This window comes from Enterocloster lavalensis (assembly GCF_046603895.1).
Classification (GTDB): Bacteria; Bacillota; Clostridia; order Lachnospirales; family Lachnospiraceae; genus Enterocloster; species Enterocloster lavalensis.
In genome coordinates, this window is record NZ_CP176637.1 from 891561 (window position 1) to 915182 (window position 23622).

At 53.1% G+C, this 23622-nt stretch carries 22 protein-coding genes and 2 pseudogenes; all 24 read right to left on the reverse strand.

The window, feature by feature from the left end:
* Nucleotides 1-362: 362 nt before the first annotated feature.
* Entirely contained in the window at nucleotides 363-1127 is a 765-nt protein-coding gene (locus tag ACK2JC_RS03915; protein WP_187383028.1) for a hypothetical protein, read from the reverse strand.
* A 10-nt stretch (nucleotides 1128-1137) separates the two neighbouring features.
* The gene (locus ACK2JC_RS03920; RefSeq protein ID WP_187383029.1) at nucleotides 1138-1293 is read right to left on the reverse strand and encodes a hypothetical protein; all 156 of its coding nucleotides are present in this window, start codon (nucleotides 1291-1293) and stop codon (nucleotides 1138-1140) included.
* A 210-nt stretch (nucleotides 1294-1503) separates the two neighbouring features.
* Nucleotides 1504-3597, reverse strand: coding sequence for a DNA topoisomerase 3 (locus tag ACK2JC_RS03925; RefSeq protein ID WP_368272100.1), 2094 nt, complete (start codon nucleotides 3595-3597; stop codon nucleotides 1504-1506).
* A 2-nt stretch (nucleotides 3598-3599) separates the two neighbouring features.
* Nucleotides 3600-4379 carry a DUF4366 domain-containing protein gene (locus tag ACK2JC_RS03930; protein WP_148510217.1) on the reverse strand — a complete coding sequence of 260 codons (780 nt, stop codon included), beginning with the start codon at nucleotides 4377-4379 and terminating at the stop codon, nucleotides 3600-3602.
* Nucleotides 4369-4632, reverse strand: a complete 264-nt coding sequence (locus tag ACK2JC_RS03935) for a DUF4315 family protein (protein WP_092372002.1) — start codon at nucleotides 4630-4632, stop codon at nucleotides 4369-4371. The genes ACK2JC_RS03930 and ACK2JC_RS03935 overlap by 11 nt, the downstream gene beginning before the upstream one ends.
* Before the next feature lie 23 nt (nucleotides 4633-4655).
* The gene (locus ACK2JC_RS03940) at nucleotides 4656-6455 is read right to left on the reverse strand and encodes a C40 family peptidase (protein WP_148510218.1); all 1800 of its coding nucleotides are present in this window, start codon (nucleotides 6453-6455) and stop codon (nucleotides 4656-4658) included.
* A gap of 31 nt (nucleotides 6456-6486) precedes the next feature.
* A complete protein-coding gene (locus ACK2JC_RS03945; RefSeq protein WP_117622447.1) occupies nucleotides 6487-8892 on the reverse strand; it encodes a VirB4-like conjugal transfer ATPase, CD1110 family in 2406 nt (801 codons plus the stop codon).
* Nucleotides 8795-9244 (reverse strand): PrgI family protein, encoded by a 450-nt coding sequence (locus tag ACK2JC_RS03950; protein WP_039890717.1) that lies wholly within the window; start codon nucleotides 9242-9244, stop codon nucleotides 8795-8797. Before ACK2JC_RS03950 ends, ACK2JC_RS03945 begins: the two co-directional genes overlap by 98 nt.
* 6 nt (nucleotides 9245-9250) lie before the next feature.
* A complete protein-coding gene (locus ACK2JC_RS03955) occupies nucleotides 9251-9817 on the reverse strand; it encodes an MT-A70 family methyltransferase (protein WP_080552239.1) in 567 nt (188 codons plus the stop codon).
* 32 nt (nucleotides 9818-9849) lie between these two features.
* Complete coding sequence (locus tag ACK2JC_RS03960) at nucleotides 9850-10713, reverse strand: VirB6/TrbL-like conjugal transfer protein, CD1112 family (protein ID WP_006771540.1); 864 nt, start codon at nucleotides 10711-10713, stop codon at nucleotides 9850-9852.
* 75 nt (nucleotides 10714-10788) lie between these two features.
* Nucleotides 10789-11004 (reverse strand): Maff2 family mobile element protein, encoded by a 216-nt coding sequence (locus ACK2JC_RS03965; RefSeq protein ID WP_002566673.1) that lies wholly within the window; start codon nucleotides 11002-11004, stop codon nucleotides 10789-10791.
* A gap of 64 nt (nucleotides 11005-11068) precedes the next feature.
* Nucleotides 11069-12589: pseudogene (locus tag ACK2JC_RS03970) on the reverse strand (VirD4-like conjugal transfer protein, CD1115 family); the annotation flags it as partial.
* An 85-nt stretch (nucleotides 12590-12674) separates the two neighbouring features.
* Entirely contained in the window at nucleotides 12675-14576 is a 1902-nt protein-coding gene (locus ACK2JC_RS03975; RefSeq protein WP_368272067.1) for an AAA family ATPase, read from the reverse strand.
* A gap of 16 nt (nucleotides 14577-14592) precedes the next feature.
* Nucleotides 14593-16206: a MobQ family relaxase gene (gene mobQ, locus ACK2JC_RS03980; RefSeq protein WP_368272066.1), complete on the reverse strand. Its 1614-nt coding sequence runs from the start codon at nucleotides 16204-16206 to the stop codon at nucleotides 14593-14595.
* A 142-nt stretch (nucleotides 16207-16348) separates the two neighbouring features.
* On the reverse strand, nucleotides 16349-16645 hold the full coding sequence (locus ACK2JC_RS03985; protein ID WP_368272065.1) for a DUF3847 domain-containing protein: 297 nt from the start codon (nucleotides 16643-16645) through the stop codon (nucleotides 16349-16351).
* A gap of 78 nt (nucleotides 16646-16723) precedes the next feature.
* Entirely contained in the window at nucleotides 16724-17446 is a 723-nt protein-coding gene (locus ACK2JC_RS03990) for a hypothetical protein (RefSeq protein WP_368272064.1), read from the reverse strand.
* Nucleotides 17443-18003 (reverse strand): RNA polymerase sigma factor, encoded by a 561-nt coding sequence (locus tag ACK2JC_RS03995; protein ID WP_368272063.1) that lies wholly within the window; start codon nucleotides 18001-18003, stop codon nucleotides 17443-17445. The genes ACK2JC_RS03990 and ACK2JC_RS03995 overlap by 4 nt, the downstream gene beginning before the upstream one ends.
* Nucleotides 18004-18087: 84 nt before the next feature.
* Nucleotides 18088-18390 carry a hypothetical protein gene (locus ACK2JC_RS04000; protein ID WP_368272062.1) on the reverse strand — a complete coding sequence of 101 codons (303 nt, stop codon included), beginning with the start codon at nucleotides 18388-18390 and terminating at the stop codon, nucleotides 18088-18090.
* Between the two features lie 133 nt (nucleotides 18391-18523).
* Entirely contained in the window at nucleotides 18524-18715 is a 192-nt protein-coding gene (locus ACK2JC_RS04005) for a transposon-encoded TnpW family protein (RefSeq protein ID WP_006060444.1), read from the reverse strand.
* 79 nt (nucleotides 18716-18794) lie between these two features.
* The gene (locus ACK2JC_RS04010; protein WP_368272061.1) at nucleotides 18795-20645 is read right to left on the reverse strand and encodes a recombinase family protein; all 1851 of its coding nucleotides are present in this window, start codon (nucleotides 20643-20645) and stop codon (nucleotides 18795-18797) included.
* Nucleotides 20646-20701: 56 nt separating this feature from the next.
* Nucleotides 20702-20998: pseudogene (locus tag ACK2JC_RS04015) on the reverse strand (conjugal transfer protein TraG); the annotation flags it as partial.
* Complete coding sequence (locus ACK2JC_RS04020) at nucleotides 20995-21471, reverse strand: PcfB family protein (RefSeq protein ID WP_006775545.1); 477 nt, start codon at nucleotides 21469-21471, stop codon at nucleotides 20995-20997. The gene ACK2JC_RS04020 and the pseudogene ACK2JC_RS04015, both read right to left, overlap by 4 nt.
* A 45-nt stretch (nucleotides 21472-21516) precedes the next feature.
* A complete protein-coding gene (locus ACK2JC_RS04025) occupies nucleotides 21517-21729 on the reverse strand; it encodes a DUF5348 domain-containing protein (RefSeq protein ID WP_006775544.1) in 213 nt (70 codons plus the stop codon).
* 17 nt (nucleotides 21730-21746) lie between these two features.
* The gene (locus tag ACK2JC_RS04030; protein ID WP_313751970.1) at nucleotides 21747-22874 is read right to left on the reverse strand and encodes a DUF6017 domain-containing protein; all 1128 of its coding nucleotides are present in this window, start codon (nucleotides 22872-22874) and stop codon (nucleotides 21747-21749) included.
* Between the last annotated feature and the right edge of the window lie 748 nt (nucleotides 22875-23622).

The window sequence follows — 23622 nt, forward strand, 5'->3', positions numbered from 1 at the left end:
ATAAGAGTGCCTACACGCCCTTTGTTTTAAATGTGTGCCGATATTTCAAGTCTAAGGTCATACGGACTTTTAAGAATCTGGTAACTCCGTCAGCATGTTTATGGTGCGGTAAATTTCTCCGCAGGCAGGGCACTTCCAATCTATATTACTCTTTTTCGCTTTCTTATGAAGATGCACTAATTCCGCTTGGCGGCATTTGGGACACATGGTTGGAAGCCCTGCCCATAACTGTTTCAGTAATCGTACTTCGTTTTCTCTGCTGTTCGTATACATTATCTCACCTCATTCAGCCTAATCGATCCGGTTTATTTTGACAAGCTGAACGCTTCCAACAAGTAGGACATCCGCATAGAGCAGCCGGACTACCATTCATTGATGGCATATAATAATCCAAACCGGATTTGCTTCAATAGTTCCGCAGACAGTGTTTCATACTCCTGCTCCAATCCTTTTTCGTGCGCTGCCCACGGAGGCGAATCATTCCATGATCCCATCGCTCCAAATACATCCGCTCGGCTGGCTGCCTCAAACACACGCAAGTGATTGTCCGGTAGTGGCGGCAGTGAAAGGCCATATGCTTTATCGGGATATTCCTTGCCGCCGTCCAAAATCGTTCCTGCTTGATAAAAGATGTTTGCAAAGCCTTCAAATCCAAGCCGGTGCGCCAAGTCCTGAATATCGTGCAAGACACTTCGGAACGCTTGCGTATTGTTTTCAAAACGTGGCCATGCTTTCGGCGGGTCATTCCATGGATGTTCTGTATAGAGGACATTCCACTTTCGCTCTTTGGAATCAAACTTCCAATCAGCAATAAAATAGGTCATTCGATTTCCCTTAAAAAAACACACTATACTTGCCTGGGTCGTATTGGAAAAACCTAACAGGCTGCGATCTCTGACAGAAGTAGGGCAATAGAGTTGAATATCTGTCAAATGTTGCTCTTTGAGATGTTCATACCATTGTGATACATCGTGAGCGGTATATGGTGAGCCTCCACTCCCCGTCAAACACAGAAATTGTGAGGGGTTCTCATAGTCTGCGGGTATGTAACAAATCGAGCTGCGGTTTTTTAATGCCCTTCTGGCGGCTGCCACTATGGAGCATATCTGATACATCTGTCCGTTCATAATCATCCACCTACCTTTGCGTTGTCATATTGCCAAAGCCAGCCAATGCGGTTCCTATCAAAAGTCCAAGCGGGAGGTTCTCCCATAAAATCCCGAACAGCAGGCCAAGCCCCATCCCAATCGCAGCCATGCCATGAAAACGTTGTTTTTTATCTGGTTGTTTCATTGGTGCCTCCCTTGCATGATATACTCTTTACGCATAGTATAGCAGGGCTATCCGATTTTGAAAAGTAAATCTGAATGAAATTAGTCCTACCAGAGCATCCGTCATACAGGGGATTGGGGCTTCCCCAAAGAGAAAATCCCCGACCCGGCAGAATGGCCGGGACAGGGATTTTTCCGGGTGTGTGGCTACACTCCCTATGCTTGCTGTTTTTTAGTTCTTCGCCCTCCGTTCTATGCGGTAGTTAACGTACTTCCCGCCTGTATCGGCCAAAAGCACCGTGCCGTCGTAGGTCTTTCCCGTTTTCACGGAATGGAGGCCCTTTATCTTGACTTTCCCGCTTTTAAGGAGCGCGGCGGCGATTTTTGGGGTGAACGCTTTCTTTCGTTCCTCAAAAAATCGGTCATTCTTCCACATGACAAACTGGCAGGCCCGGTTTCCGCAGTAGTAGTTCTTCTTGCCCTCGTAGACGGCTTCGCCGCAGCGCGGGCATTTGCCGATAACCACACGCTCGGTCTGAAACAATTTCTGTGCATCCTCGCTGATCTGCGAATAGCCCGCAATCAGCCCCCGCGTCATTTCCTCAATGTCAGCCATGAAGCTGTCCGGGTCAGCCTCGCCCTTGGCAATGGCCGTCAGTTTCGTTTCCCATTCAGCGGTAAGCTGGGGAGAGGTTAGGACATTCGGCAGGACGCAGGCAAGGTTATGGCCGTCCTTGGTGGGAAGTAGCTGCTTGCCTTTGCGTTCCACAAATCCCATCTGCACCAGCTTTTCCAGGATGGAAGCGCGGGTGGCCGGGGTTCCCAAACCTTGGCGCTCGGCGTCCTCCGGCATATCCTCGGCCCCTGCCCGTTCCATAGCCGACAGAAGCGTGTCCTCGGTGTAGGGTTTCGGCGGCGTGGTGAAATGCTCGGTAACGGAAGCCTCCACCTTGTCAAAGGTCTGGCCCTCGGTGATCTCTGGCAGTTCCCGCACCAGCTCCGGCCCGTCCTCGTCGGCGTCGGCCTTAAAGCAAGCACGGAAACGGCGTTCAATCTCTTTCCAGCCGGGCGTCAGGATGGTTTTGCCCTTGGAGGTAAACTCGTTTCCGGCGCAGGTGAAAGTGGCGGTGACAGCCTCAAACACATGGGGCGCTGCCACGGCACAAAGCAGCTTACAGCACACAAGGGAGAGAAGTTTTTTCTCCCCCTCGGTCAGCCCGTCAAAGCCTTTCTGAACAAATTCCATCGTAGGGATGATAGCGTGGTGGTCGCTCACCTTTTTGCTGTTCAGCACCCGGCCAAACTGCGGGGAAATATCCAGTTCCGCCGCAAAGGGAAGCAGCGGCCAGAGGCCGGAAACGATGCTTTCCGCTGTGGGCTGCATATCATCGGTAAGGTACTGGCTGTCTGTTCTCGGATAAGTCAGACACTTCTTTTCATAAAGCTGCTGGGCATAGTCAAGGGTCTGCTTGGCGGTAAAGCCAAAGAGCCGGTTAGCCTCCCGCTGCAAGGTGGTAAGGTCGTAGAGGCGGGGCGGCTGCTCCGTCTTTTTCTCCCTCGCCACGGAAACACAAACGGCCTGCGCCCCGGAGCAAGCCGCTTTCAGGCTGTCCGCCTCGCCGGGGTTGAAAATGCGGCGGCTGTCCGCCTCCATGCCGCCCGCCGCGATATGGACAACGTGATATTTCTCTTTCTTGAAACCGCTGATTTTGGCATCCCGGTCAACCAGCATTTTTAAGGTGGGCGTCTGCACCCGGCCCACGGTCAGGGTCTTGTGGTAGAGGATGGAGAAAAGCCTTGTGGCGTTTATCCCCACCAGCCAATCCGCTTGCGCCCGGCATAGGGCCGATTGATAGAGGGCGTCATAGTCTGCGCCGGGGTGCAAATGCTGAAAGCCCTCCCGGATGGCGGCGTCCTCCATGCTGGAAATCCAAAGACGTTTGAACGGCTTTTTGCAGCCCGCCATCTGGTAGACGAAACGGAAAATCAGCTCTCCCTCGCGCCCGGCGTCAGTGTCGCAAACAAGGCTCTCCACATCGGGGCGCTCCATCAGGGAACGTAAGATTTCAAACTGCTTTTTCTTCTCGGCGGGGATGATGTACTGCCATTCCTGCGGCAAAATCGGCAGGTCGTCATAGCGCCATTTTTTGAAACGCCCGTTATAGGCCCCGGCGTCGGCAAGGGAAACAAGGTGGCCGATACACCAACTCACCAGATAGCCGTTTCCCTCCATGTAGCCGTCCTGTTTTTTCTCCGCTCCAATCACTGCCGCAATGCTGCGGGCCACGCTTGGTTTCTCTGCAATTACAAGAATATGTGAAGCCATAATTATTCATCCTCCTTTTTCGGTCCATCTTCATCCAGTAAATCATCGTCTAACGGTCTGGCCTCCACCTCGCCGGTATCGTCGTCCACCTCCGGGGCCGGTTCGTCCCCGTCGTCGTCGTCCTCGCCAAAGTCATACTCGGCCAGATCGTCATTACCCGTGTTGGCGGCTTTTTCCTTTTTGAATTTCAGGAAGTAGAGGGCTGCGCCGCCGCCCAGCAGTAGCACCACAAAGAACACCACAAGACCACCCATGCCGCTTGATTTTTCCGCCTGCGGTTTTTCTTCCGTATCCGGCTTGGGTGCTTCCGGCTCCGGCCCGGTGCAGGCGTTCCTGTTGTTTTTACACACCGGACAATTCGTATTGACAGCCCCGGCCTCACACTTGGTCGTGCAGGTACAGTGTTCCGGATCGGTTTCGCCGTCCTCCAGCAGGGCTTGCAGATCGGCATCGTCCACTTGGTTTAAGAAATGCACTGCCGTTTCCTTGTCCTCGTTGGCCCGGTCAATCAGAATATAGAAGTAATTCCCGGCCTTGGTGGTGACGGTGATAAGCTGCTTATCCCCGAAAAAATCATCCACCAGCGCCGCATTGCCCTTGGGAGTGACGGGGACGTCCTTCGGTTCCATCTCAATCCCCCCGGTGGTGGGTTCCTCCGTTTCCTCCGGCAATGGCTGCGGATCAGGGTCAACGCCTCCGGCATAGGCGGTGACGGAAAAAGCCGCCATGCAAAGCACAGCGGCCAGTGTTGCGGTGAACATGCGAATGGCTTTATTCTTCATCGGCTTTTTCCTCCTGTTCGTCCTGCTCAAAATCCGGCTGCGGGGCCGGGGGTGCCTGCAACGCGCCCTCCCGGACAAAGGCGGCAAATTCCTGAGGTGTCATGTGTAGGCCCCGCACAAGCTGGATGATCTGCAAGTTTTCCTGTTCGGTCTTTGCCGCTTCCAGCTCCCGAAGCTGCTTTTGCAGCGCCGCGATCTTGTCCTTGGTTTTCTCAATGTCCTTTTCAATGCGTTCCAATTTGTTCATTGCCATAGTCAAACACTCCTTTCTGGCGTTTAAGGTAAACGCCCGTAACAATAAAAATGCTGTTGCCAGTAGCTTGAATTTAGGTTCGTGTAACTGATCGGACTGCCGCAGTGCAGCATCACCGAATTACCCACATACAGCCCCACATGGGACATCCCGGCGGTGTCGTAGGTGCCGACGAAAAATACCAGGTCGCCGGGCCTTGCCTGTTCCGGTGAAACGGGGGTGCAGAGACTGTAAAGCCCCTGCGCCGTCTGCCGCCCCACATTCCAGCCGGAATGATTGACCACCCAGCTAATAAAGCCGGAACAATCAAAGCTGGTGCTGGGGGAGCTGCCGCCCCAGACATAGGGAAATCCCACATACTTTTCCGCCTCCGCGATCATGGCCGCAAAGGTTTCATCCTTTAGCGCCTCCGGTGGGATTTCATAGTAGGTCGGCTCCTTGACGGTGGAGGCATTGGGATAGCTGCCGCTTGGAAAGAGGTCTTGCCGGTTGCCCAACGTCTGCATATAGGCTGCGTACAGGCTCAGTTGTTTCTCGCTCATGAGATAGACTGGCAGGTGGGACAAATCCGCATTTTTCAGTGTCACATAGCAGATGGAATAGCGATACGGCACTTCTTCCTCGTATTCGTTGCCGTCGCTGTCTGTGTGCGTAACCGTCCGATAACGGATCTCCACCTCCACGCGCTTGGTCAGGGTGTATTGCTGCTCAAAGAGCATGGCAAGGTCGCCCTGTACTTCCTCCAAGGTGAACACGCCGTTATGCAGCGCGGAGAGGATGGAGGTCAGTACATAGGGGTCATGGCCGATCTCGTCCAGCTCGAAACGGTACTCGTCATGGCCGGGATGGAGGGTTTCGTAGTGGTCAAGTTCGTACTGTAAATCAGCTTCCATCCCGGCGTAGGCAGCCTCGGCCCCCAGCATATCGCTGTCCTCGGACAGATAGGAGGTGGCCGCAAGCCCCGTCCCGGCACTGCCGAACATGGCGGTGCAGGATTGCAGGCCGCCCATAATCAGCATGAGAAGCAGGCCCACGCCGCCGATCAGCAGCGCCCCTTTCCAGTGACGGGCCACAAGGGACGCGGCCTGTTTCCCTTTCTCTGCGGCTTTCCTGGCGGCTGATGCGGTGGTCTTTGCACTACCTGCCGCGCTCCGGCCCGCCGCCCGTGCGGCCTTGGCGTATTCCCGTTTGATGTGCTGTTTCTGCCAGAGACGGGAAATGGGATTACTCACCGCCTGCGCCAGTTCCGGGTTGTCCCGCAGGGATTTTTGATACACAAACTCGGCATTGGCGGCCATGGATTTTCGTTCCGCCTTGGCTGCGGCCCGGTAGGGTTTCAGCTTATGCCGCCGTCTGGCGTTTCGCAGCGCCTTGCCCGCTTGGCGCTCGGCCAGTTCTTCCGCCTTATGGCCGCTCTCCACACCCACATTTTCCTGCTCCACCTCATGGATTTTTCCGTGGAGGTATAGCCCCGCCTCCTGCACCGGGCGGCTGGCCGGATTGGGTTTGAGCTTTGGCGGATGTTTCTCCACTTTCTCAAAGTGAAGTTTGCTTCTGGTCTTTCCCTTGGCCTCGTCGTAGACGGTTGCCTTGGCAATCACGCGCTTTTTGGGGAGGGCGCTTTTTGCTGCATCCAGCCGGTCGCGGATGTCCACAGCTCGTTCCAGCGCCTTTTCCGCTGTGCCGCCCGGCTTGGCCGTGTATTCCGGTTCGGCCTCCCGGCTGGAAATGTTGACGCTCTCACCGGTGGTCTGGTTATCCAGTGTAAGCCCAGCGCGGGTCATGCGCTGTGTCACCTTATCACGGGGGTTTAAGGGCTTCATAGTGCGTCACCTCCTTTTGCGGCCCCGCACCTCATACCGTGGCTCCCTCACCTAAGCGGGTGGTCATGATCTGGTAAAGCTGAGTGTGCTTTGGGATAGGATTCTTAAAGGGCAGAACGACATTCTCATAAATCAAAAGCCCCTCGCCGGGTTCGGAATTTTCCACATACCGTAATTGCTGGGGGGATAGGTTCAATCGCTCCGCAAGGATGTGCCGGTCGCCGGACGCCTGGTTGAGCAGGCAGATGAAGTCCGAATTTTCCAGAATATTTTCAATCTCCGGCGACAACAGCAGATCCTTGACGTTTTGCGTGGCACCTGTCGGGATGCCGCCCCATTTCCTGAAACGCTTCCAAATCTCGCAGGAAAAGGCCGCTGTCTGTTCCTCCCGCAACAGCAGGTGAAATTCATCACAAAAGAACCACGTTGCCTTGCCCTGGCTGCGATTTTGCGTCACCCTGCCCCAAATTTGGTCTTGGACGATCAGCATCCCGATTTTCTTTAGCTGCTTGCCCAGCTCCTTGATGTCAAAGGCCACAATCCGGCTTTCAATGTCCACATTGGTACGGTGGTTGAACACGTTTAAGCTGCCGTTCACATACAGGTCAAGGGCCTGGGCCACCCGGTCGGCCTCCGGGATATTCTGGTCTAACAGGGCTTTGTGGAGGTCGGAAAGAATCGGCATATTCTCCGGCTTGGGGTCTGCCAGATAGGGCCGGTAGATCACCTGCACCGCCCGGTCAATGACCGTCTTTTCGATGGCGTCCAGCCCGTTCTTTCCGCCCATCACCAGTTCACAAAACGATAAAACAAAGTCCGATTTTAGGGCCAGCGGGCTTTCATCCTCGCTGTAATTTAAGTTGATGTCCAGTGGGTTCACATAGGATTTGCTGGTGGGTGACAGTTTCACCACCTGTCCATGCAGCCGTTTTACAAGGGGGTAATACTCGGCCTCCGGGTCACATACATACACGTCATCCGGCGTACAGAGGAACACACTCAAAATTTCGGATTTGCAGCTCATGGACTTGCCGCTTCCTGGCGTACCCAGCTTTAAACCGTTTGGGCAGCGCGCCCGCTTTCGGTCAAGCATAATCATGTTGCCGGTCTTGGCATTGACGCCGTAATACATGGCCTCTCCATCCTGAAACAGCTCCTGCGTTACAAAGGGGACGAACACGGCCACGCTGGAAGTGGTCAGAGAACGCTCAATCTGGATGTGGCTGGCCCCTAATGGGAGGCTGCTCATAAGGCCCTGCTCCTGCTGGTAGTCCAGCCGTACAAGGGAACAGTTGTATTTCTGTGCCACGCCTGCGGCCCAAAACACATCGTTTTCCAGCGCCTGCCGGGTGTCGGCGGTATTGAGGACAAGAAAGGTGAGCTGAAACATCCGTTCATTCCGGCTTTGCAGGGTCTTTAGCAGCTCCTTGGCGTCCTGCCCGTAGGTGGCAAGGTCGCTGGGAAGGATGTCCATATCGTAGCCGCTGCGGACAGCCCTCTTTTGCTCCTGAATCTTCATGGCGTCCAGGTCGGTAATCTTGCGCTTCACCGTCTTGATGGCCTCGCTCTGGTCGATGGCCTGCACATGGAGGTTCACCACAATGCCGTTTTCTGTATTGAGAAAGTCGGCCAGCATTTCATCTGACAGCTCCGGGGACAGGATGTTTAAGAAGCTGACAGCCCCGTACTTGCCTCCCAGCCCGAACATCCGGGCGTTCCCGAAACGGAACGACGATGGGGCGATAAAATCCTTGGTGGAGAGGCCGGAGGAAGCCAGCCACTTCCAATCGAAGGAAAACGGCTCCCCGTCCGGGTGGAACATGCGGTGCATGACTTCCAGCCGGGCCGTTGCGTCCAACCCCCACGCCACAGCCCCCATGCTCTTGAAATAGCCCAACAGGTCGGTTTCAATGCGGTGCAGTCTGGCACGGGCCAGTTTGAGGTTATCGGCCTCAATGGTGTAGGTGAGAAACTTCCGCTTGACCAGTCCGTTGTTCCCACTTACGAGCTGGTCTTTTAATATGGCGGAATACTCCGTGCGGATGTCGTCAAAATCATCCCCCTGCGCCCGGATTTCAAGGCTCTTGGCGTACTGCCTGGGGTCAATCTTGTGGTTGAGAAAGGAAAACTGGATGTGGATAGAGGCATCCAGATAGTTGTAAAGGTCGCACAGGTTTTCAAAGATGGCCGCCTTGGTGTCCGCCTGGGCAAGCTGATAGCTGATGTCTGAAAACTCGATGCACTTGGAAAAGGTGCGGGGCGTCAGGCGGCAAACCCCATCTGGATACATGGCCTCGTAGGGGATACTCTCCTGGGCGGAGTGGGGCTTTCCGTCGCCCTTATACCTGCGGATGATGGCCTGAATCTCTTTCTTTTCGGCGCGGGTGAGTTTGACCGGCGCTTTTGCGCTCGTTTCGTTTCTTTGCTTTTTGGACAATGGTGTTGACCTCCTTTTCCATTTGGAATTGCCGCACAAGGGCGGTATAAGCGTTGTTGGTCTGGTAGGGCCTTTCCTTGGGCTGGATAAAGCAGCACTCTACGATCTGGCGCACCACCACTTCAAGGGGCTGGCCGTGGCGTTCATACAGCGCCAGCAGAAAGCCCGGCAGCATGGCAAACACCATAAGGAGCGCCGCCGCACTGGTGGGGATGCGGCCCCGGATCAACAAGAAAAGCGGGACACCGACCAGCAGCGCACCGCCAAAACAAAGGAGCTGGCGTTTCGTCAGCCCGAATACCACCTTGGATTTCACCTTGGTAAAATCCTTGGGGACAGTGACATAAGCCAAATAAAATCACCTCGTTTCTCGTGCGGACAGGGAAAAATCGCTGTCCACTTCGTTGCCCCACACATCCCAGCCAGGGATTTTCTGTCTGGCAAACAGTTCTGCGCGGGGCAGGTCGCCCGCAAGCTCGATGATTTTCTCGCGGGTGATGTCGGGTTTCTTGCTGTGTTCCTCAATGGGGGAAATAATAAACTGATGGACGCTTCGGGAATAGCGTTTGGGGTGTCCCCGCTTGGCAAGCAGGCAGATTTCCGCATTTCCTCTTGTCCAGTGTCCCAGCCCGTAAAACCAGGTGGGGCTTTTCTTGTTTCGTTTGAGCCATACAAAGGCCACGGTCTTGAAGGTGAAGCCCCACGCCTTGATCAGCCGCAGGGCTTCCGGCAGCATGGGGAACGTAGCCCACAAAAACAGCAGGCAGTCCTTGGCGGCCAGGGTTTCCACCGGCAGGGCACACAGCGCGTCGATTCCCATGGTGGGATAGTGGTTTTCCGCTGCCCCCTGTACCGTTTTCTGGTCATATCTCCACGGCGGGTCAGCGTAAATAATGTGATAGGTTTTCTTCTGCGATTCCTTGATAAGTTTTTTCCTCCTGCGTAAAAATTGTAAGGTCAGTGGGCGGTAAATACTGCTTTACTGATACTTCCCGTCTTGAATAGGCAGAAGCACAGCAGCACCGTATATCCCATACAGCCCCAGATCGCGCCGGAAATATCCTCCATCGTGCCGATGTCCTGAATCAGCACCGCATAGATGCCGACAACAACCATAATCAGGAACGCTTGGAAGCCCAGCGCCAACAGGGATTTCAAGTAGTTTTGGCCGACACCGCGCCACTCCGAATTGCCCAGCGTGGCAAGGGGAATCGGCCCCAGCGCGGTCACAGCGTATATTTCAATCATTCTCCCGTAGGTGACAAGGAAAATGCAGATGGATAACGCGTGCATCGTCAGCCCCACAACCAGGGTCTGAAACCACAGGCCCAACAGAGGGCCGATGTCCATGGCTTCCAGCCGGGTTTCCAGAGCCGGAATCAGGGTATCAAAGTCAATGCTGGTTTCCCCGATGATGATACCGGCGCTTTGGTTCACGACGGCCTGGGTGGCGTCAAAGACGCCCATGACGATATTCCATGTGTTCGTCACAATGAGGATGGCAAAGGCGCTCTTAAACATCCAGCGGAAGAACAGGGACGTATCAAAGTCGTGCATGTTGTTCTTTTCCACAATCATTTCAATCAGCTCATAGCACATCACCAGGGCGAGAATCGCCGCCGCAATGGGGACAATGACCGTTTCGGACAGGGTTTGCAGCATGGAAAAAATGCCGCCGTTCCAGTCCTGCGGCGTGCTGCCAACATCCGATGCGATTTCCCCTACCTTGGTATTCACGGTGCTGAAAAGGCCGGACAGGTTTCCCTTGATCCCGTCAATCAGGATGCCTTTGATCCATTCCCCGATTAAATCATCAATCATGTGTGTATCCCTCCTTTCCCGCGCCCTCCAAACAGCAGGAGGGCGCGGCGTATTGCTTGCAGATAAATAAAAGGATTATCCCAGCAGCCCGGACAGCAGCGGGACGAGGGTCATGCCAATGAGGGCCACGCCTCCGCCCGCGACAAGCTGCTTGATTCCCTGGCTCTTGCTGGCGGGGTTGTCGGCCCCGTATCCCTCCAACAGATTGACGCCGCCCCATACACAGAGCGCTCCGCCCAGGCCCACAACGATGGTCTGTAACGTATCCACTGCACTATTGAAAAATTCCATATATGCCTCACTTTCTGCCGGTTTCCGGCGAACAAATTTGATTGATTACAGAAAAAAAGCCGCTTCACTTTGCGGCCAAATCTTCGTCCGACAGGTCGATATCGTAAAGGTCAAAGGGTTCATCCTCCGACACCACGCGCCGTTTTTTCCGGCGCAGGGATGACAAGTACCTGTCCACATCAAAGGTGTTCTGTTTGTCGGCATCCGAGAGGTATTTGTAGCGGGGGTGGCGTGTAATATCGTACTTCTCACTGAAAAACGGCCTCACCCCGCGTACCTGCAAAATACACTTGCCTCCGTCCATGGTTGCAATTTCGTCCTGGCTCATCAGCTCCTTTCCGAGTTTTTGGTAGTTCAGTCCGTGGGAGGTCTGCGCGCCCCGGTTCTCGCTTTGGTTGTAGCTGTCAATGGTTTCCTTGCCCAGCACATCCGCGATTTCCTTGGCGTTCTTGCCTCTTCCACTCAGGAAAAGCGTACAGTCGCAGTTGTCGGAAATGATTTCCGCTGCATCCTTGTAGATGGCCTTTAACTGTGACTGGCTCTGCAAAATGATAGAAGCCGAGATTTCCCGGCTTCGGATGGTGGCGATCAGCTTGTCAAAGTTGGGAATCTGACCGATGTTGGCAAACTCGTCCAGAATCATCCGCACATGGACGGGCAGCCGCCCGCCGTATTTGTCATCGGCCCGATCGCATAAGAGGTTGATAAGCTGGCTCTGTGCCATGGCAAGAATGAAGTTAAAGGTCGTGTCCGTGTCGCTCATAATGAGGAACAGGGCCGTTTTTTCATCCCCGATGGTGTCAAGCTCCAGCTCGTCGTCCTCCATCAGATCCCGCACTTCCCGGATGTCAAATGGCGCTAATCTGGCTCCGCAGCTAATCAAAATGGAACTGCGGGTTTTGCCTGCCGACAGAAGGAATTTTTTGTACTGGCGCACCGCAAAGTGTTCCGGGTCTTTTTCTTCCAGCCGTTCAAACATCTGGTCTACCGGGGATTGAAATTCCGGGTCGTCCTCGCGGGCTTCGCTGGCGTTAATCATTTCAAGTAGCGTTGTGAAATTCATTTCATCGTCCGGCGCTTCGTACCAGATGTAGCCAATGAGAGCCGAATACAACAGACGTTCCGACTTCACCCAAAAATCTTCGGTGCTTTTTTCGCCCTCTCCCTTGGTGTTGCAGATCAGGGTGTTGACCAGTTTTAAGATGTCTTTTTCCGAATGAATGTAGCGGAATGGGTTGTACCGCATACTCTTGGAAAAATTGATGGTATTCAGCACTTTGACCCGGTAGCCACACCGTACAAGGAGTTGCCCCACCTCACCGATCAGGCCCCCTTTCGGATCGGTGACAATGAACGAGGCCGGATAGTCCTTGGACACGCACTGCATCAGGTTCGGCTTCACAAAAAATCTTGTCTTGCCGCTGCCGGAACCTCCGATGACCAGCACGTTTTTGTTCCGGGCGGTCTTGGGGTCTTTGGGGCGGTTGTTCATGGTGAGGCGTTCCGTCTGGGTCAGGAGGATGTTGTTATCAAACACCGGGTCGATGTACGGAGCGATATCTTTGGGGCCGCCCCATGAAGCGTTTTGTCAAGTGCTTTTTTGAGTTATTGACGCAAATTATCGTGAAAGTGCGAAAGTGCAAAGTGCAAAGGGTCTGCGTTTTGCACTTTCAACTTGCGGGTTCGGGTGGCTGCTTCTTCTTGATGAAGTTGTACCATTGACCGCCGACACGCCTTGCGCCCAAAATGCCGCCCATGTTGCGCTTGGCGTTCTGTACCGTCCTTTCGGATATTCCGGCTTCGGCTGCGGCTTTTACAATGTCCTCGCTGGCAAGCTCTTTCCCGTCTGCCAACAGGTCAAGTATCAGCCGTTCCGCCTGTTCGGTCTTGGTGGCGGTGTTCCCGCCCGCGCCGGACAGCAGCTCGTCGGCGGTGATGTCGTATTCGCCTATCCACGAAAAGCCCGTTTCCGGGTCAAGGCAAAAGGCAACGGGCTTGCCCTCCGGCGCAAGGGAAGATTTGTCATGGACGATAACGCGCACATTCGGTTCTCGCTTCACGCGCCCGATCAGCAGGACGCTCCTTGCTGCGGCGCGGAAGTCGATAGAACCTAAGCCCCGGTATGCGCTCTGCCCTCCGGCAGCTTTGTTGAGATGTCCGATAAGGATAACGGCGCACCCGGTACGCTCGGCAACATCGGCAAGGCGGCGGAACATGGGGCGCACTTCGTTTGCCCGGTTCATGTCGGTTTTTTCGCCCATGTACGCCTGTATGGGGTCAAGGATAATCAGCCGCGCCCCGTTCTGCGTGATTGCCTTTTCTATGCGTTCATCGGAGAGGGTAAGCTCCCGCTTGGCTTCATCAATCACAAGTACGCGGTCAAGGTCGGCTTCGGCTTCTATCAAGCGAGGCTTGACGGTATCGCCCAGCCCGTCCTCGGCGGTCTGGTAAATTACTTGGAACGGCGGCAAGGGCTTCATTCCCGGCAGCGTTCCCCCGGTGGTGCAGGCGGCGGCAAGGCGTAGGGCAAAAGTGGTCTTGCCCTCGCCGGGATTGCCCTGCACAATGGTTACTTTCCCAAAGGGAATATACGGCTCCCATAGCCATTCAACGGTCTGTGTGTCAACCTCGCTCATGCGGATAATCTCAACGGTTTCTTCCTGCGGCGGCTCTTTCAAGCCGTAGATTGCTTCCCGCAAATACTTCCCGTCTGTGATTTCTGCCCGGTGCTGCAATACCTCGTTCCAGTCCTTGAAAAGAGGGATAAGCCGGTGGACGGTCAACCCCTCCGGCACAAGCTCTGCAAGGCGGCTGCAAGCGTCGTTTCCGGCTTCGTCGCTATCAAGGCAGAGAAAAACGGTCTTGATGTTCGGACGGTCAGAGAGGAAACGCAGCAGGGCTTTTTCTCCCACGCCGCCCAGTGCAAGGTAGCTTTGTTTCTGCCATTCCTTTTTGAACAGGCAGAGGAAAGATAAGAGGTCTATCGGGGCTTCAAAGACAAACAACCTTTCGCCCTCGCCACGGTAGCAGAAGTTAAAGGCTTTGTCGCTGCCTTTCACATCAAGCCGAAAACTCCCGGCTGTGCCGCGCTGATGGGCGTATCGCGGTATGCCGCTTTCATCTCTGCCGACGAATACGGCGTTATGGTGGGCGGCTTCCTCGTAAATATCCCCGGTGGAAAAGAAAAAGCCCGTCACATCTTCATCAATGCGGCGGGCTGCTGTGAGGTAGTTCCTCGCTATGCGGTTGTCGGTGCTGCGGGGTGGCAGTCGGAAGTCGGATAGGGGCGCGGGGCTTGGTCTGTCCGGCGGCGGGGCGGCTCCTTTTTCGCCTGTCAGCAGTTCAACGGCTTCGGTGAAGCTCTTGCCGAAAAACTCCATGACAAAATCAATGGGTGCACCGCCCTTACTCTGGCTGTGCCTGTACCATTTGTTTCCCCGGACGGTCAGGCTGTCGTGCCGCTTCCAGCGGTATTCATTTCCGGCACGGGTAAGCTGCTCGCCCTGTGATTGCAGGAAAGAAACAAGGTCGGCTTGGTTGGCGCGGTCTATTTGTTCTTGGGTGTAATACATAAAAGTTCAACTCCTTTCAGCGGTCTATATCATGCCGCTTGGTACGGCTCTGCGTCTGTTCCGGCTGGTCGGCGCGGAGTGCAATATCCACGCATTTGCGGATTTTTTGAAGCTCTGAAACATTGGTGCGGGTATCTTTCAGTTTGGTATAATCGGTGTCCCTCTGTGTTTTGAGGTCAGCATATTCCTGTTCCCATTCCGCAATAGGCAAGGTCTTTGTTCCTTTCGGCAGATTTGCATGGAGATAGCGACTTGCTGCGTTCCATAGGGTCAGCTCGGCGCGGTGGGCTTCCTCGTACTTGTCGCGCTTGTTTGTCCAGCCGTTTTGCAGCTTTTTCAGTTCATCGTGAATGGGCTTGTACTCTGTGTAGTTCTTCCCGTACTCCATGAGTTTTTGCAGTTCTTTCATGCGCTGCTCGGCGGTTTTCATTCCCTCCCGGATTGAATAGGCTTTATCGCTGACAGAGGAAAGGGAAGCGTCCAGCTCATCAAGATTAGAGATACCATGCTCGGAAAGATAGTTGACCGCTGCCGCTATGGTTTTCAGTTCATCGGCTGTGTGCTGTTGTTGCCAACGCTGCGAATACTTCCGGCTCTTTTCTCTCTGAACGCTCAAATACTTCATCAACAGATTTGCAAGGTTGGGAGATTGCGGCGGCTGCTCCGGGGCGGTTTCCCGCGCTTTGAACAGGTCGGCAATCCATTCCTTGAGCTTGCCAATCTGCGCCCGGATTTCCCGGATAAGGCGGTTTGCCTTTTGGATATTTCGGTTCAGTTCGCCTTTCTCGGTGGCGATGCCTTTCTTCTCCATCTGGCAAGCCGCCACGCCCATGTGGACGGTGGGTATCTCGTCAATTCCTCTCTCGGCGTTGCTGCGGTGGTCGATACGCTCCGGGCTTCCGTTCCTCTCCAAAAAGTCGTTGTTAAAGTCAGCCCATGCCTTGCGCCACAAGAGGGTGTTGTCCTTGTCGTTCCAGCCTGTAAGGTCAACCTTGTGGGTTTTGTATCTGCCGCTTGGCAAACGGATACGCTCGCCGTTTTCATCAAGGTCATATTCCTTTTTGGATTTCGCCGCCCACGCGCCGCGCTCGTCAAGGGGGCGCATGGTAAGCATAATATGACAATGGGGGTTGCCGCTGTTGGTGTCGTGGATAGCAAAATCCACACACATTCCTCTGGAAACAAATTGAGAGGAACAGTATTCCCGGACAAGCCGGATCTGTTCCTCTCTGGATAATTCTATGGGGAGCGCCGCGTCAATCTCTCTGGCAAGCTGGGCGTTCCCGGCTTTCTCGTAAAGCTCCACGCTGTTCCACAAGGTTGAACGGTCAGAGAAAGAGGGCGGTGCGTGGGGCGGCAGCATGATTTCTGTATGGACAACGCCGCCTTTGCGGGTGTAGTCATGGGTCATTCCGTCCCATTCGTTTGTGATTTTCTCGCCGCTTCGGTAGGCGGCTGCGGCAACGGCTGATTTGCCTTTTCCTCGGCTCACAATGCCGATGTTCCAATGGTAAATGGCTATGGGTATCACCTCCCGGATAGGATAATAAAACCCGCAAAAATGGTACAGACGCCAACGGCGGGTGTACTGTTTTTGCGGGTGTGCAGGGATAGCCGCGAAGCGGCGCAAGGGGTGCAGCCCCTTGTTGCGGCAAAGCCGCCAATGTCGGTCAGACAGGGAAGCAAGCTGCTTTCTCTCTGTGCCGACAAGCCCTCGGCAGAGCGCACACGCCCGCAAGGGTGTATAAGTGCGCCCTTTGTTCCAAAGGGATTCATTCGGCGTTCCCGCTTTCGGCTCGTTTTTTCAAAAACTCCCGCGCTGGCTCACTGGTTAGGGCAAGCCGGAGAAGCGCGGCGGCTTCCTCGTCGGTCATGTTCTTTGCTTCCGGCACAATGCTTTCAAAGACTGCGCCCCGGACGATAAGGCGGTGGCTGCGCGTTCTGCGTTCCTCTTTGGATAACTTCTGACGCAACATCTTTTTCCGGTTCTCAAACTGCCGGATTTTCTTCTTTCCGTCCTCAATCTCGGCTTGCAGCTCCTCGCGGGTTTTCTCTCTCGGTTTCGTCATAGCTGGTCGCTCCTTTCTGCCCGTAGGCATGGAAAAAGGGCAGTCGATTTTCTCGGCTGCCCTTGGGTTATATTTTGTTTACTTTATGGAAGCTACCGCTGCAAGAATATCGTCAGATGTTGCTGTATCGGGACAAATTCCAACATAGATGTCTCCATAAGAGATATGGAAAGTGCCGCCACCTATTTCTTCAAGCAAGCTCTCTGTAATGTCTGTCGGTGCATAAATCTGTTTTTCTGTCGCTGGTTCATAATTCATAACAAAGACAACAAAACTTTTGTCCAAAGTATTTGGGTCTGCGGCAATTTCTTCCTCCGCATTTCCTTGCGCCGTATCGTTGCCTGTAGTATATTGCACTCGGAGCATATAGTATCTCGTACCATCTTTCATTGTGGTTTCATAAAGATTTGCTTTTCCAAAATGATACCCGTCCGGCAAGGAAGTCGGTAAGTATTCGCCCAAAGTATCAAATTCATAAGCGTCCACTTCGGAAATGCTTTCCAGCGTAGCGTCTGCAACATCTTCAATATTTTCGGTGGCGGGATATACCGCTACAGACGCAATTACAGGGTCTACTCCGTCGGGGTGTGTTCCTCCCGGGTCAACGCCGGCACCTTGGTCAGGGAAAATACCTGGTATTTGACTTATGGCAATTCCGGCAATCACAAGGCACAAACAAGCTGCCATAGCTCCCCATTTAACCCAACCGGGTTTCTTTGCTTTCTTCTTGTAGTTAAGGGCTTCATCAACATATTTCGTATCAAGCTCGCTCATAGCGTCGGAAAACTTTTTTGCGTTCATACGAATACCTCTCTTTCTATCAGATATTGTTTCATTTTCTCTCGGATACGGGTCAGCCGGACGGAGATGTTTTTCTCCGAAAGCCCCATAAACTCGGCTATGTCCTTGTAGCTGTCGGCAAACCAATAGCGGCGCATGAAGATAACGCGGTTTTCGAGGGTCAGCGTGTCCAAAAATTCCCCAATGATACGGGCTAATTCTCTGGCTTCAATTTCATCTTCCACGGTTTTCTGGTCTGCGATATAGCCCTCGATTTCTTCTAAGGCAATCGTATAGTGTCCGCTTCGTTTGGCTGCTTCCTTTCTCCAATAGATTTTTAGCGATATGTTCCGAACGATTTTCACAATGTAGGACAACAGCGGGTTAGGCCGTACCGGAGGAATAGCGTTCCATGCGCCCAAATAAGCGTCGTTGACACATTCCTCCGCGTCCTGCCTGTTATTCACAATGTTGTACGAGAGGTTATGGCAGATTGCTCCGTATTTATTATCCAGTTCTCGGATACCTTGCTCGGAACGCTCAAAAAACAGGTCTATGATTTTTTCATCATCTATCATCTCACCGCCTCCTTTCCGGCTTCACCTATATACTACGGTTTTAGCGGCGAATACTACATCAAATCCAAAACTTTTTCAAAATAATTATACCACACTTCGCTTGAGATTGCTTGCAGTAACTTTCGCCGCTTCGCTGGCGGCTCTCCGGCGTTCTTCACTATATGGGGCGGTCAGACGAAAAGAAAAGCGGCCTTTCTCAATATCAAACTCCATGCAGCCCGTTTCCGGGTCTGCGTCGGTCTGCTGGCAGATCGTCGGATAACGGCGGCTGTATGCAAGTAGCCGCTTTTTCAAATCGGTGTTGTGGGTGCGGATATGGATTAGCGGGTCTTTCTCGTCAAACCAAATATCGGTGGTCTTTTCCTGCTTTGTCAGCCCTGTTCTCATTAACTCTCCTTTCTGCGCCCCTGTTACGCAATAGGGGCATTTTTCGGGTGTTTTTCCCGGCTCTTGACTTGGGGAAAATGAGGGTTTTCAAATAGAAACCGCCCGGACGTGGAGTGTATCGTCAGGGCGGCTGTTATCGCAAGATTTCTGTTTTTTCCGGCTCTTGACCGTCAGACGCGGATAAACGCGAACTGTCGGCAAGTACCAGTTTGAGCAGCTTGTCGCGGAATGTTTCTGTGCTGCTGTGGTTGAAAAACAACTCTGCAACAATGGTCTGCCCGTTCCTCTGGGTTGTGATGATACTGTCGGGGGTCTGTTCTGCCATAAGCGGCTCCTTTCTTTGGGCGCAAAAGAGGGATTTCCCGTAGTTCGGAAAATCCCTCTTGGTTGACGGTTATTCTGTTTTACTGTGCGGGCTGTGCGGCGGCTGCCTGTGCCTTTCGCCTTGCCCGGTATTCCCGCGCTTTCATGCGGTCATACTCCCGCTGCTTTTCAAGGTTTCGCGCCCGGTACGCCCTTGAATACTGCCGGTGGTAGGCGCGGCTCTTTTCCTTTTTGGCTTCTTCGATTTCCTCCCGCATTTGCCGGATTTCCTGCTCGGTCGGTTCTGCAAGCTGTGTCACTTCATTCTCAAACTTGCCGATATAATTGAAATATATGCTGATGTGCTGGATTGCGTATCTCGCCCTTTTCTGGTCGCGCTCATGCACTTCAATCCGGCTGATAAACTCGTTGAGAATGGCGGGGGTAAGCTCGGTAAAGGCAGCATGGCGTTCCGTCAGCTTCAAAAACTTCTGCGCCCGTCCTCCCGCGTTCTCGTAAGCGGATAGCTGCTCTTGGAGCGTGGCAAGCTCCGCTTTCAGCGCGTAGTATTCTTCCGAATACTTCTGCGACATCTGCTCATAACGGTCTTGCGGGATCGTGCCGAGGGCGTTGTCCTCATAGAGCTTATTCAGCACCTTGTCAATCTGTTCAAGGCGCGTCGTGATTTGCGGAATACGCTTCTGCTGTTTCTTGGTCTGGTCGGTCTGCTGCATGGCAAGGTTCTTTTTCACTAAGGCTTCAAACTCTGCCCGGTTGCTGATAGAATAGTCCTCGATTTTCTTCAGCACTTCCGCGATGGTCTGCATGAGCAAATCCGCGTCCATGATGTGAGGGGAATTGCATTTGGGGTTCTTGGCTTTTCCCTTGTGGTACTCGCTGCAAAAAGCAACGTGCCGCTTGCCGCCGTTCCGGTAATCAATACGAATGTGCATTTTTGCGCCGCAGTCCTTACAGAAAAGCAAGCCGGACAGAGGGTGGATTTCCCCGTCCCCGTTGGGGCGTCTGACGGGTGCGTTTTCCAAAATCCGCTGTACGGTTTCAAAATCGCTGCGGCTGATAATCGGCTCATGCACATTTTCTGTGATGTGCCACTGGCTCCGGTCTACATAGTGGTTATGTTTATCCCGGAAATGCTTTGTAGTCTTGAAGTTGACTACATCTCCGCAATACTCCTGCCGTGTGAGGATATTGGTCAAGGTGACTTTGTTCCACTTGCAGCGGTTATCCTCGTTGAGCGTCTTATTTTTACAGGTTCCCCGCCCGCGGTCTTTCATATAGAAAGTGGGGGTAGGGATTTGCTCGTTTTTCAGATGCACGGCGATTTGATTGCGGTTCTTCCCGCCGATAAACAGACGGAAAATCAAACGGACAACCTCGGCGGCTTCCTCGTCGATTATCCAAAAATCCTTGTTGTCCGGGTCTTTGACATAGCCGTAAGGGGCTTCGGTGACAATCGGCTTTCCACTCATGCCTTTGGTCTTAATGCCCGTTTTCACTTTCTTGCTGATGTCCTTTGCATACCACTCCGACATGATATTGATAAAGGGCGCAAACTCCAATGTGTCGGGCTTCTCGCTGTCTATCCCGTTGTTGACCGCGATAAAACGCACATTGTTCCGTCTGAATATCTCCATCGCGTTGCCTACTTGGAGATAGTCGCGCCCCCAGCGGGTAAGGTCTTTCATAATGCAGACACCGATTTTCCCATTTTCCACATCGTCCATCATGCGGGAGTAGGCGGAACGGTCAAAAAACCTGCCGCTTTCGTCATCGTCGATGTAGTGCCGGATATTGGTCAGGTGCTGCCCTCTGGCATAGTTCTCCAAAAATATTTTTTGGTTCTGTATGCTGTTGCTCTCGCCGCCGTCCCTGTCCTCGTCGCCCACGGAAAGCCGGGAGTAAAGGGCTGTAATTTTGCTATAATCAGTCATGTGCATAACCTCCTGTGCGTCCATGTATGTGTCATTTACACTTAAAATTATGCACTCCAACGGGCGCTGCCGTACTCTACGCCTTTGCGGTATTTCTTGGCGTTCTTGCTCTTGCAGTACACCATCAGCCGCAGCAGCAGGGCACCGGCCACGCCCACCGCCAGATCGAACAGGTGGAAGCTGGGGGCGGCGCTTGCAAAGGCAAGGGAGAAGCCGTCTGCAAGGTGCAAGAGCTTTCCCGACAAGTCCGCCCCAGCCGCCAGCCGGTAGGCCTGTCCCAGCTTGCCAAACAGGTAAACAAACAGCAGATATGGTGCGTTGGACAGGATTTGTTTTTTTACTTCTGGCTTCACAGCGACAGCCCCCTTTCCTTGACTTTCTCCTTTGCCCGCTGCTTATCTTTGGCCGCGGCCTTTTGTTTCATGGCGGATAGGGCCTTTCGGATGGAGGGGCGTTCCTGCTGTTTGAGCTTCTTGGCCGTAAACTCCTTAAACGCCTGTTCCAGATTGTCCGCCTGCTTGGATTTGAAAATCACGATATACCGGGGCGGATGGGTGGTGCGGTCTTTCCGCAGGGTGAAATCAATTCCGTATTTCTTGGCGCAGGGCCGAAACAGGCCGATGTTGGAATCGGTGATTTCAATGTTGGACAGGGCGCAACCGTCCTTTTTGAGCTGCCGCAAGCTCTGTCTGCCTTGGTGGGGGTTACTCTTGGCTGATTGACGGGCAGCCAGAAATTTCTTCATGGCCGCCTGCAATACCTGGCCGGTGAGCTTGCCTGTCTTAACCGCTAATGCGATGGTTTTCTGTTCGATTTCTTCCTGCAACTGCTATCCCTCCTTTGGAAAGTCAAAGCAGGCAGGCGGCACAGCTTAGATCCGCACCCGCAGGCCGGAGAGGTCGTCGGTGCGGATACCCACCAGATACCAGTTGTCAGCCATTTCTATGCGGGTGGGCCTCCATCTGCCGCCTGCCAATACATCAAAGGTTTCTCCGCAGTGCAGGCCGCCGTAGTAGTCCGCTAGGTCAAAACGGATGTCATAGCGGTCTGCCTGCTCGTCAAAAATCAAAGTTCCCTGTTTCATAGGGCTGTCCTCCTTTTTCAGATTTTGCCGGTGTTCATATCGTGGGCCACCAGCGCCGTGTAATAGCCGTTGATGGTGCTTGGGGCGTTGAACAGAACCGCCAGCAGGTATTTCTTGATATTTCGGATTTCCGAGGTGTTTTTGCTGATACAGTCAAAGACAAATTCAATGTGAGAGCTGTCCAGTTTCATCAGCTTGGATTTCACCAGCTCGGCGGGGTAATCGTCCCCGGCAATGCGGATAGTCTTTCGGGCGCTGCATACGGTTTCCACCAGCAAGTCCACGATCTCGTCCAGCATATCCCGGTCAATCCCCTTGGCGTACTGGTAAAGGTGTTCATACTCGATGTTGTCCTTGATGATCTCCCGATAAATCTCTACGGCGCTCTGTGATTTCGCTCCCGTTCCTTTCCGTTCCGGCGGCGCAGCCGCTTCTTCCCCCAAAGGAGAGGGAGGGGAAAGGATAGGAATGGAATCGGTATTTGATCCATCTGTAATTGATTTCTCTTTACTTGATCTATCTTTATTTAATTGCGTTGGTTTTTCCTGCGTAGGCTTTTCCTGCGTTGGATTATCCAATGTTGGATTTTCCAATGTAGGTGAATCCGGCACAGGCTGGGGCTGTTCGTAAATGATGTAATCCGCCCCGCGCAGGCGGCCTTGGCTGTCGCGCTCACGGGAACGCACGATATAGCCCGCCTGTTCCAGCTCCCGGACAGCCGCCCGGATCGCGTCGATCTTCTCCCGGTTGATAAGGGACAAGCCTTTCAGCGTAAAGTCCCAATCCTCCGGCAGGGACAGCATTTGCGACAGCAGGCCCTTGGCTTTCAGGGACAAATCCTTGTTCCGCAGGTGGTGGTTGGACATCACCGTATAGCCCCGGTTTTTCTCCACTCGAAAAACTGCCATCTCGTCGTCCACTCCTTTCACTTGAAATTTCACCGCGCCGTCAAGGGCGGTGAGCTTGCCCGGCTGGTAAGGGCATTCTGCGTAAACGCAGAATTGATATTTCCATTGCGGGCGATAAAATCGGCAAGTGCCGCAGTCCTCCGGCGCTCCGGCTTCGCCGTTGTCAAAATGATCCGCACCTGGCCTTGTCTGCATGATCTGTTCAAAGGCCCGGTCGCTGCCGGACGTAAAGTACATAGGCAGTCGCTCCTTCCTCTATTTGGTCGCAAAAAAGCGGCGTCCTGATCTCCCCAAAGGGAAAAGAGAACGCCGCTGTCTGCGGTGTCGTATTCGATTTTTCGATGTGCGCTGTTTGGGATAGCGGGCTTCATGGGAAAAGGCAGCGTGTCAAGGCTCCCTCCGAATGTAGTAAATGGGTAGTAAATTCGGTGTCCCTATCCCGTAATTTGCCCGTATTCATGGGCTTTTTCGAGATAATCAGAGTTGTTCTTATAAAAATTAATCAATGAAAAATTCTATGCTACGTATACAGGAATATCGGTTCATTGATTCTGCATTATCAGCGTACTGTCAGCAAAAATACTTACGCCAATCCTCTTTATGAGATTTCCAGTTTCTATTGCTGTAAGTAGAAAAAGTTTATTTGTTAACAGCTCAAAATTGAAACAGACTCCAGTTGACAACTATAATGTAAATTTCCGCCTATTTGAACTTGGCCCTATCGAATTAAGATAATTATTAAAAATTGAGAAGGCAATAATAATCCGATAGTATCCCTGCTCTCTCTTTTTGTTTTATTGTATTTTTCATCCACATTGTTGATTCATGTTTTTTAGCAAATCTGATTTCTCCGCAATCTGCTCAAGACATTTCATTTCCTTGTTTGATAGCTTACTATAACCCTATCTATTCTATCTTTAGCTCTAATAAAATGTTTCTTCACATAGGACGATTATCTGAAAAATTCGAACACTTAGAATACCGC

Coding starts and splice junctions, on each gene's coding strand:
- ACK2JC_RS03915 (WP_187383028.1), bottom strand. CDS start 1,127: ATGAACGGACAGATGTATCAGATATGCTCCATAGTGGCAGCCGCCAGA.
- ACK2JC_RS03920 (WP_187383029.1), bottom strand. CDS start 1,293: ATGAAACAACCAGATAAAAAACAACGTTTTCATGGCATGGCTGCGATT.
- ACK2JC_RS03925 (WP_368272100.1), bottom strand. CDS start 3,597: ATGGCTTCACATATTCTTGTAATTGCAGAGAAACCAAGCGTGGCCCGC.
- ACK2JC_RS03930 (WP_148510217.1), bottom strand. CDS start 4,379: ATGAAGAATAAAGCCATTCGCATGTTCACCGCAACACTGGCCGCTGTG.
- ACK2JC_RS03935 (WP_092372002.1), bottom strand. CDS start 4,632: ATGGCAATGAACAAATTGGAACGCATTGAAAAGGACATTGAGAAAACC.
- ACK2JC_RS03940 (WP_148510218.1), bottom strand. CDS start 6,455: ATGAAGCCCTTAAACCCCCGTGATAAGGTGACACAGCGCATGACCCGC.
- ACK2JC_RS03960 (WP_006771540.1), bottom strand. CDS start 10,713: ATGATTGATGATTTAATCGGGGAATGGATCAAAGGCATCCTGATTGAC.
- ACK2JC_RS03965 (WP_002566673.1), bottom strand. CDS start 11,004: ATGGAATTTTTCAATAGTGCAGTGGATACGTTACAGACCATCGTTGTG.
- ACK2JC_RS03975 (WP_368272067.1), bottom strand. CDS start 14,576: ATGTATTACACCCAAGAACAAATAGACCGCGCCAACCAAGCCGACCTT.
- ACK2JC_RS03985 (WP_368272065.1), bottom strand. CDS start 16,645: ATGACGAAACCGAGAGAGAAAACCCGCGAGGAGCTGCAAGCCGAGATT.
- ACK2JC_RS03990 (WP_368272064.1), bottom strand. CDS start 17,446: ATGAACGCAAAAAAGTTTTCCGACGCTATGAGCGAGCTTGATACGAAA.
- ACK2JC_RS03995 (WP_368272063.1), bottom strand. CDS start 18,003: ATGATAGATGATGAAAAAATCATAGACCTGTTTTTTGAGCGTTCCGAG.
- ACK2JC_RS04000 (WP_368272062.1), bottom strand. CDS start 18,390: ATGAGAACAGGGCTGACAAAGCAGGAAAAGACCACCGATATTTGGTTT.
- ACK2JC_RS04005 (WP_006060444.1), bottom strand. CDS start 18,715: ATGGCAGAACAGACCCCCGACAGTATCATCACAACCCAGAGGAACGGG.
- ACK2JC_RS04010 (WP_368272061.1), bottom strand. CDS start 20,645: ATGACTGATTATAGCAAAATTACAGCCCTTTACTCCCGGCTTTCCGTG.
- ACK2JC_RS04025 (WP_006775544.1), bottom strand. CDS start 21,729: ATGAAACAGGGAACTTTGATTTTTGACGAGCAGGCAGACCGCTATGAC.
- ACK2JC_RS04030 (WP_313751970.1), bottom strand. CDS start 22,874: ATGTACTTTACGTCCGGCAGCGACCGGGCCTTTGAACAGATCATGCAG.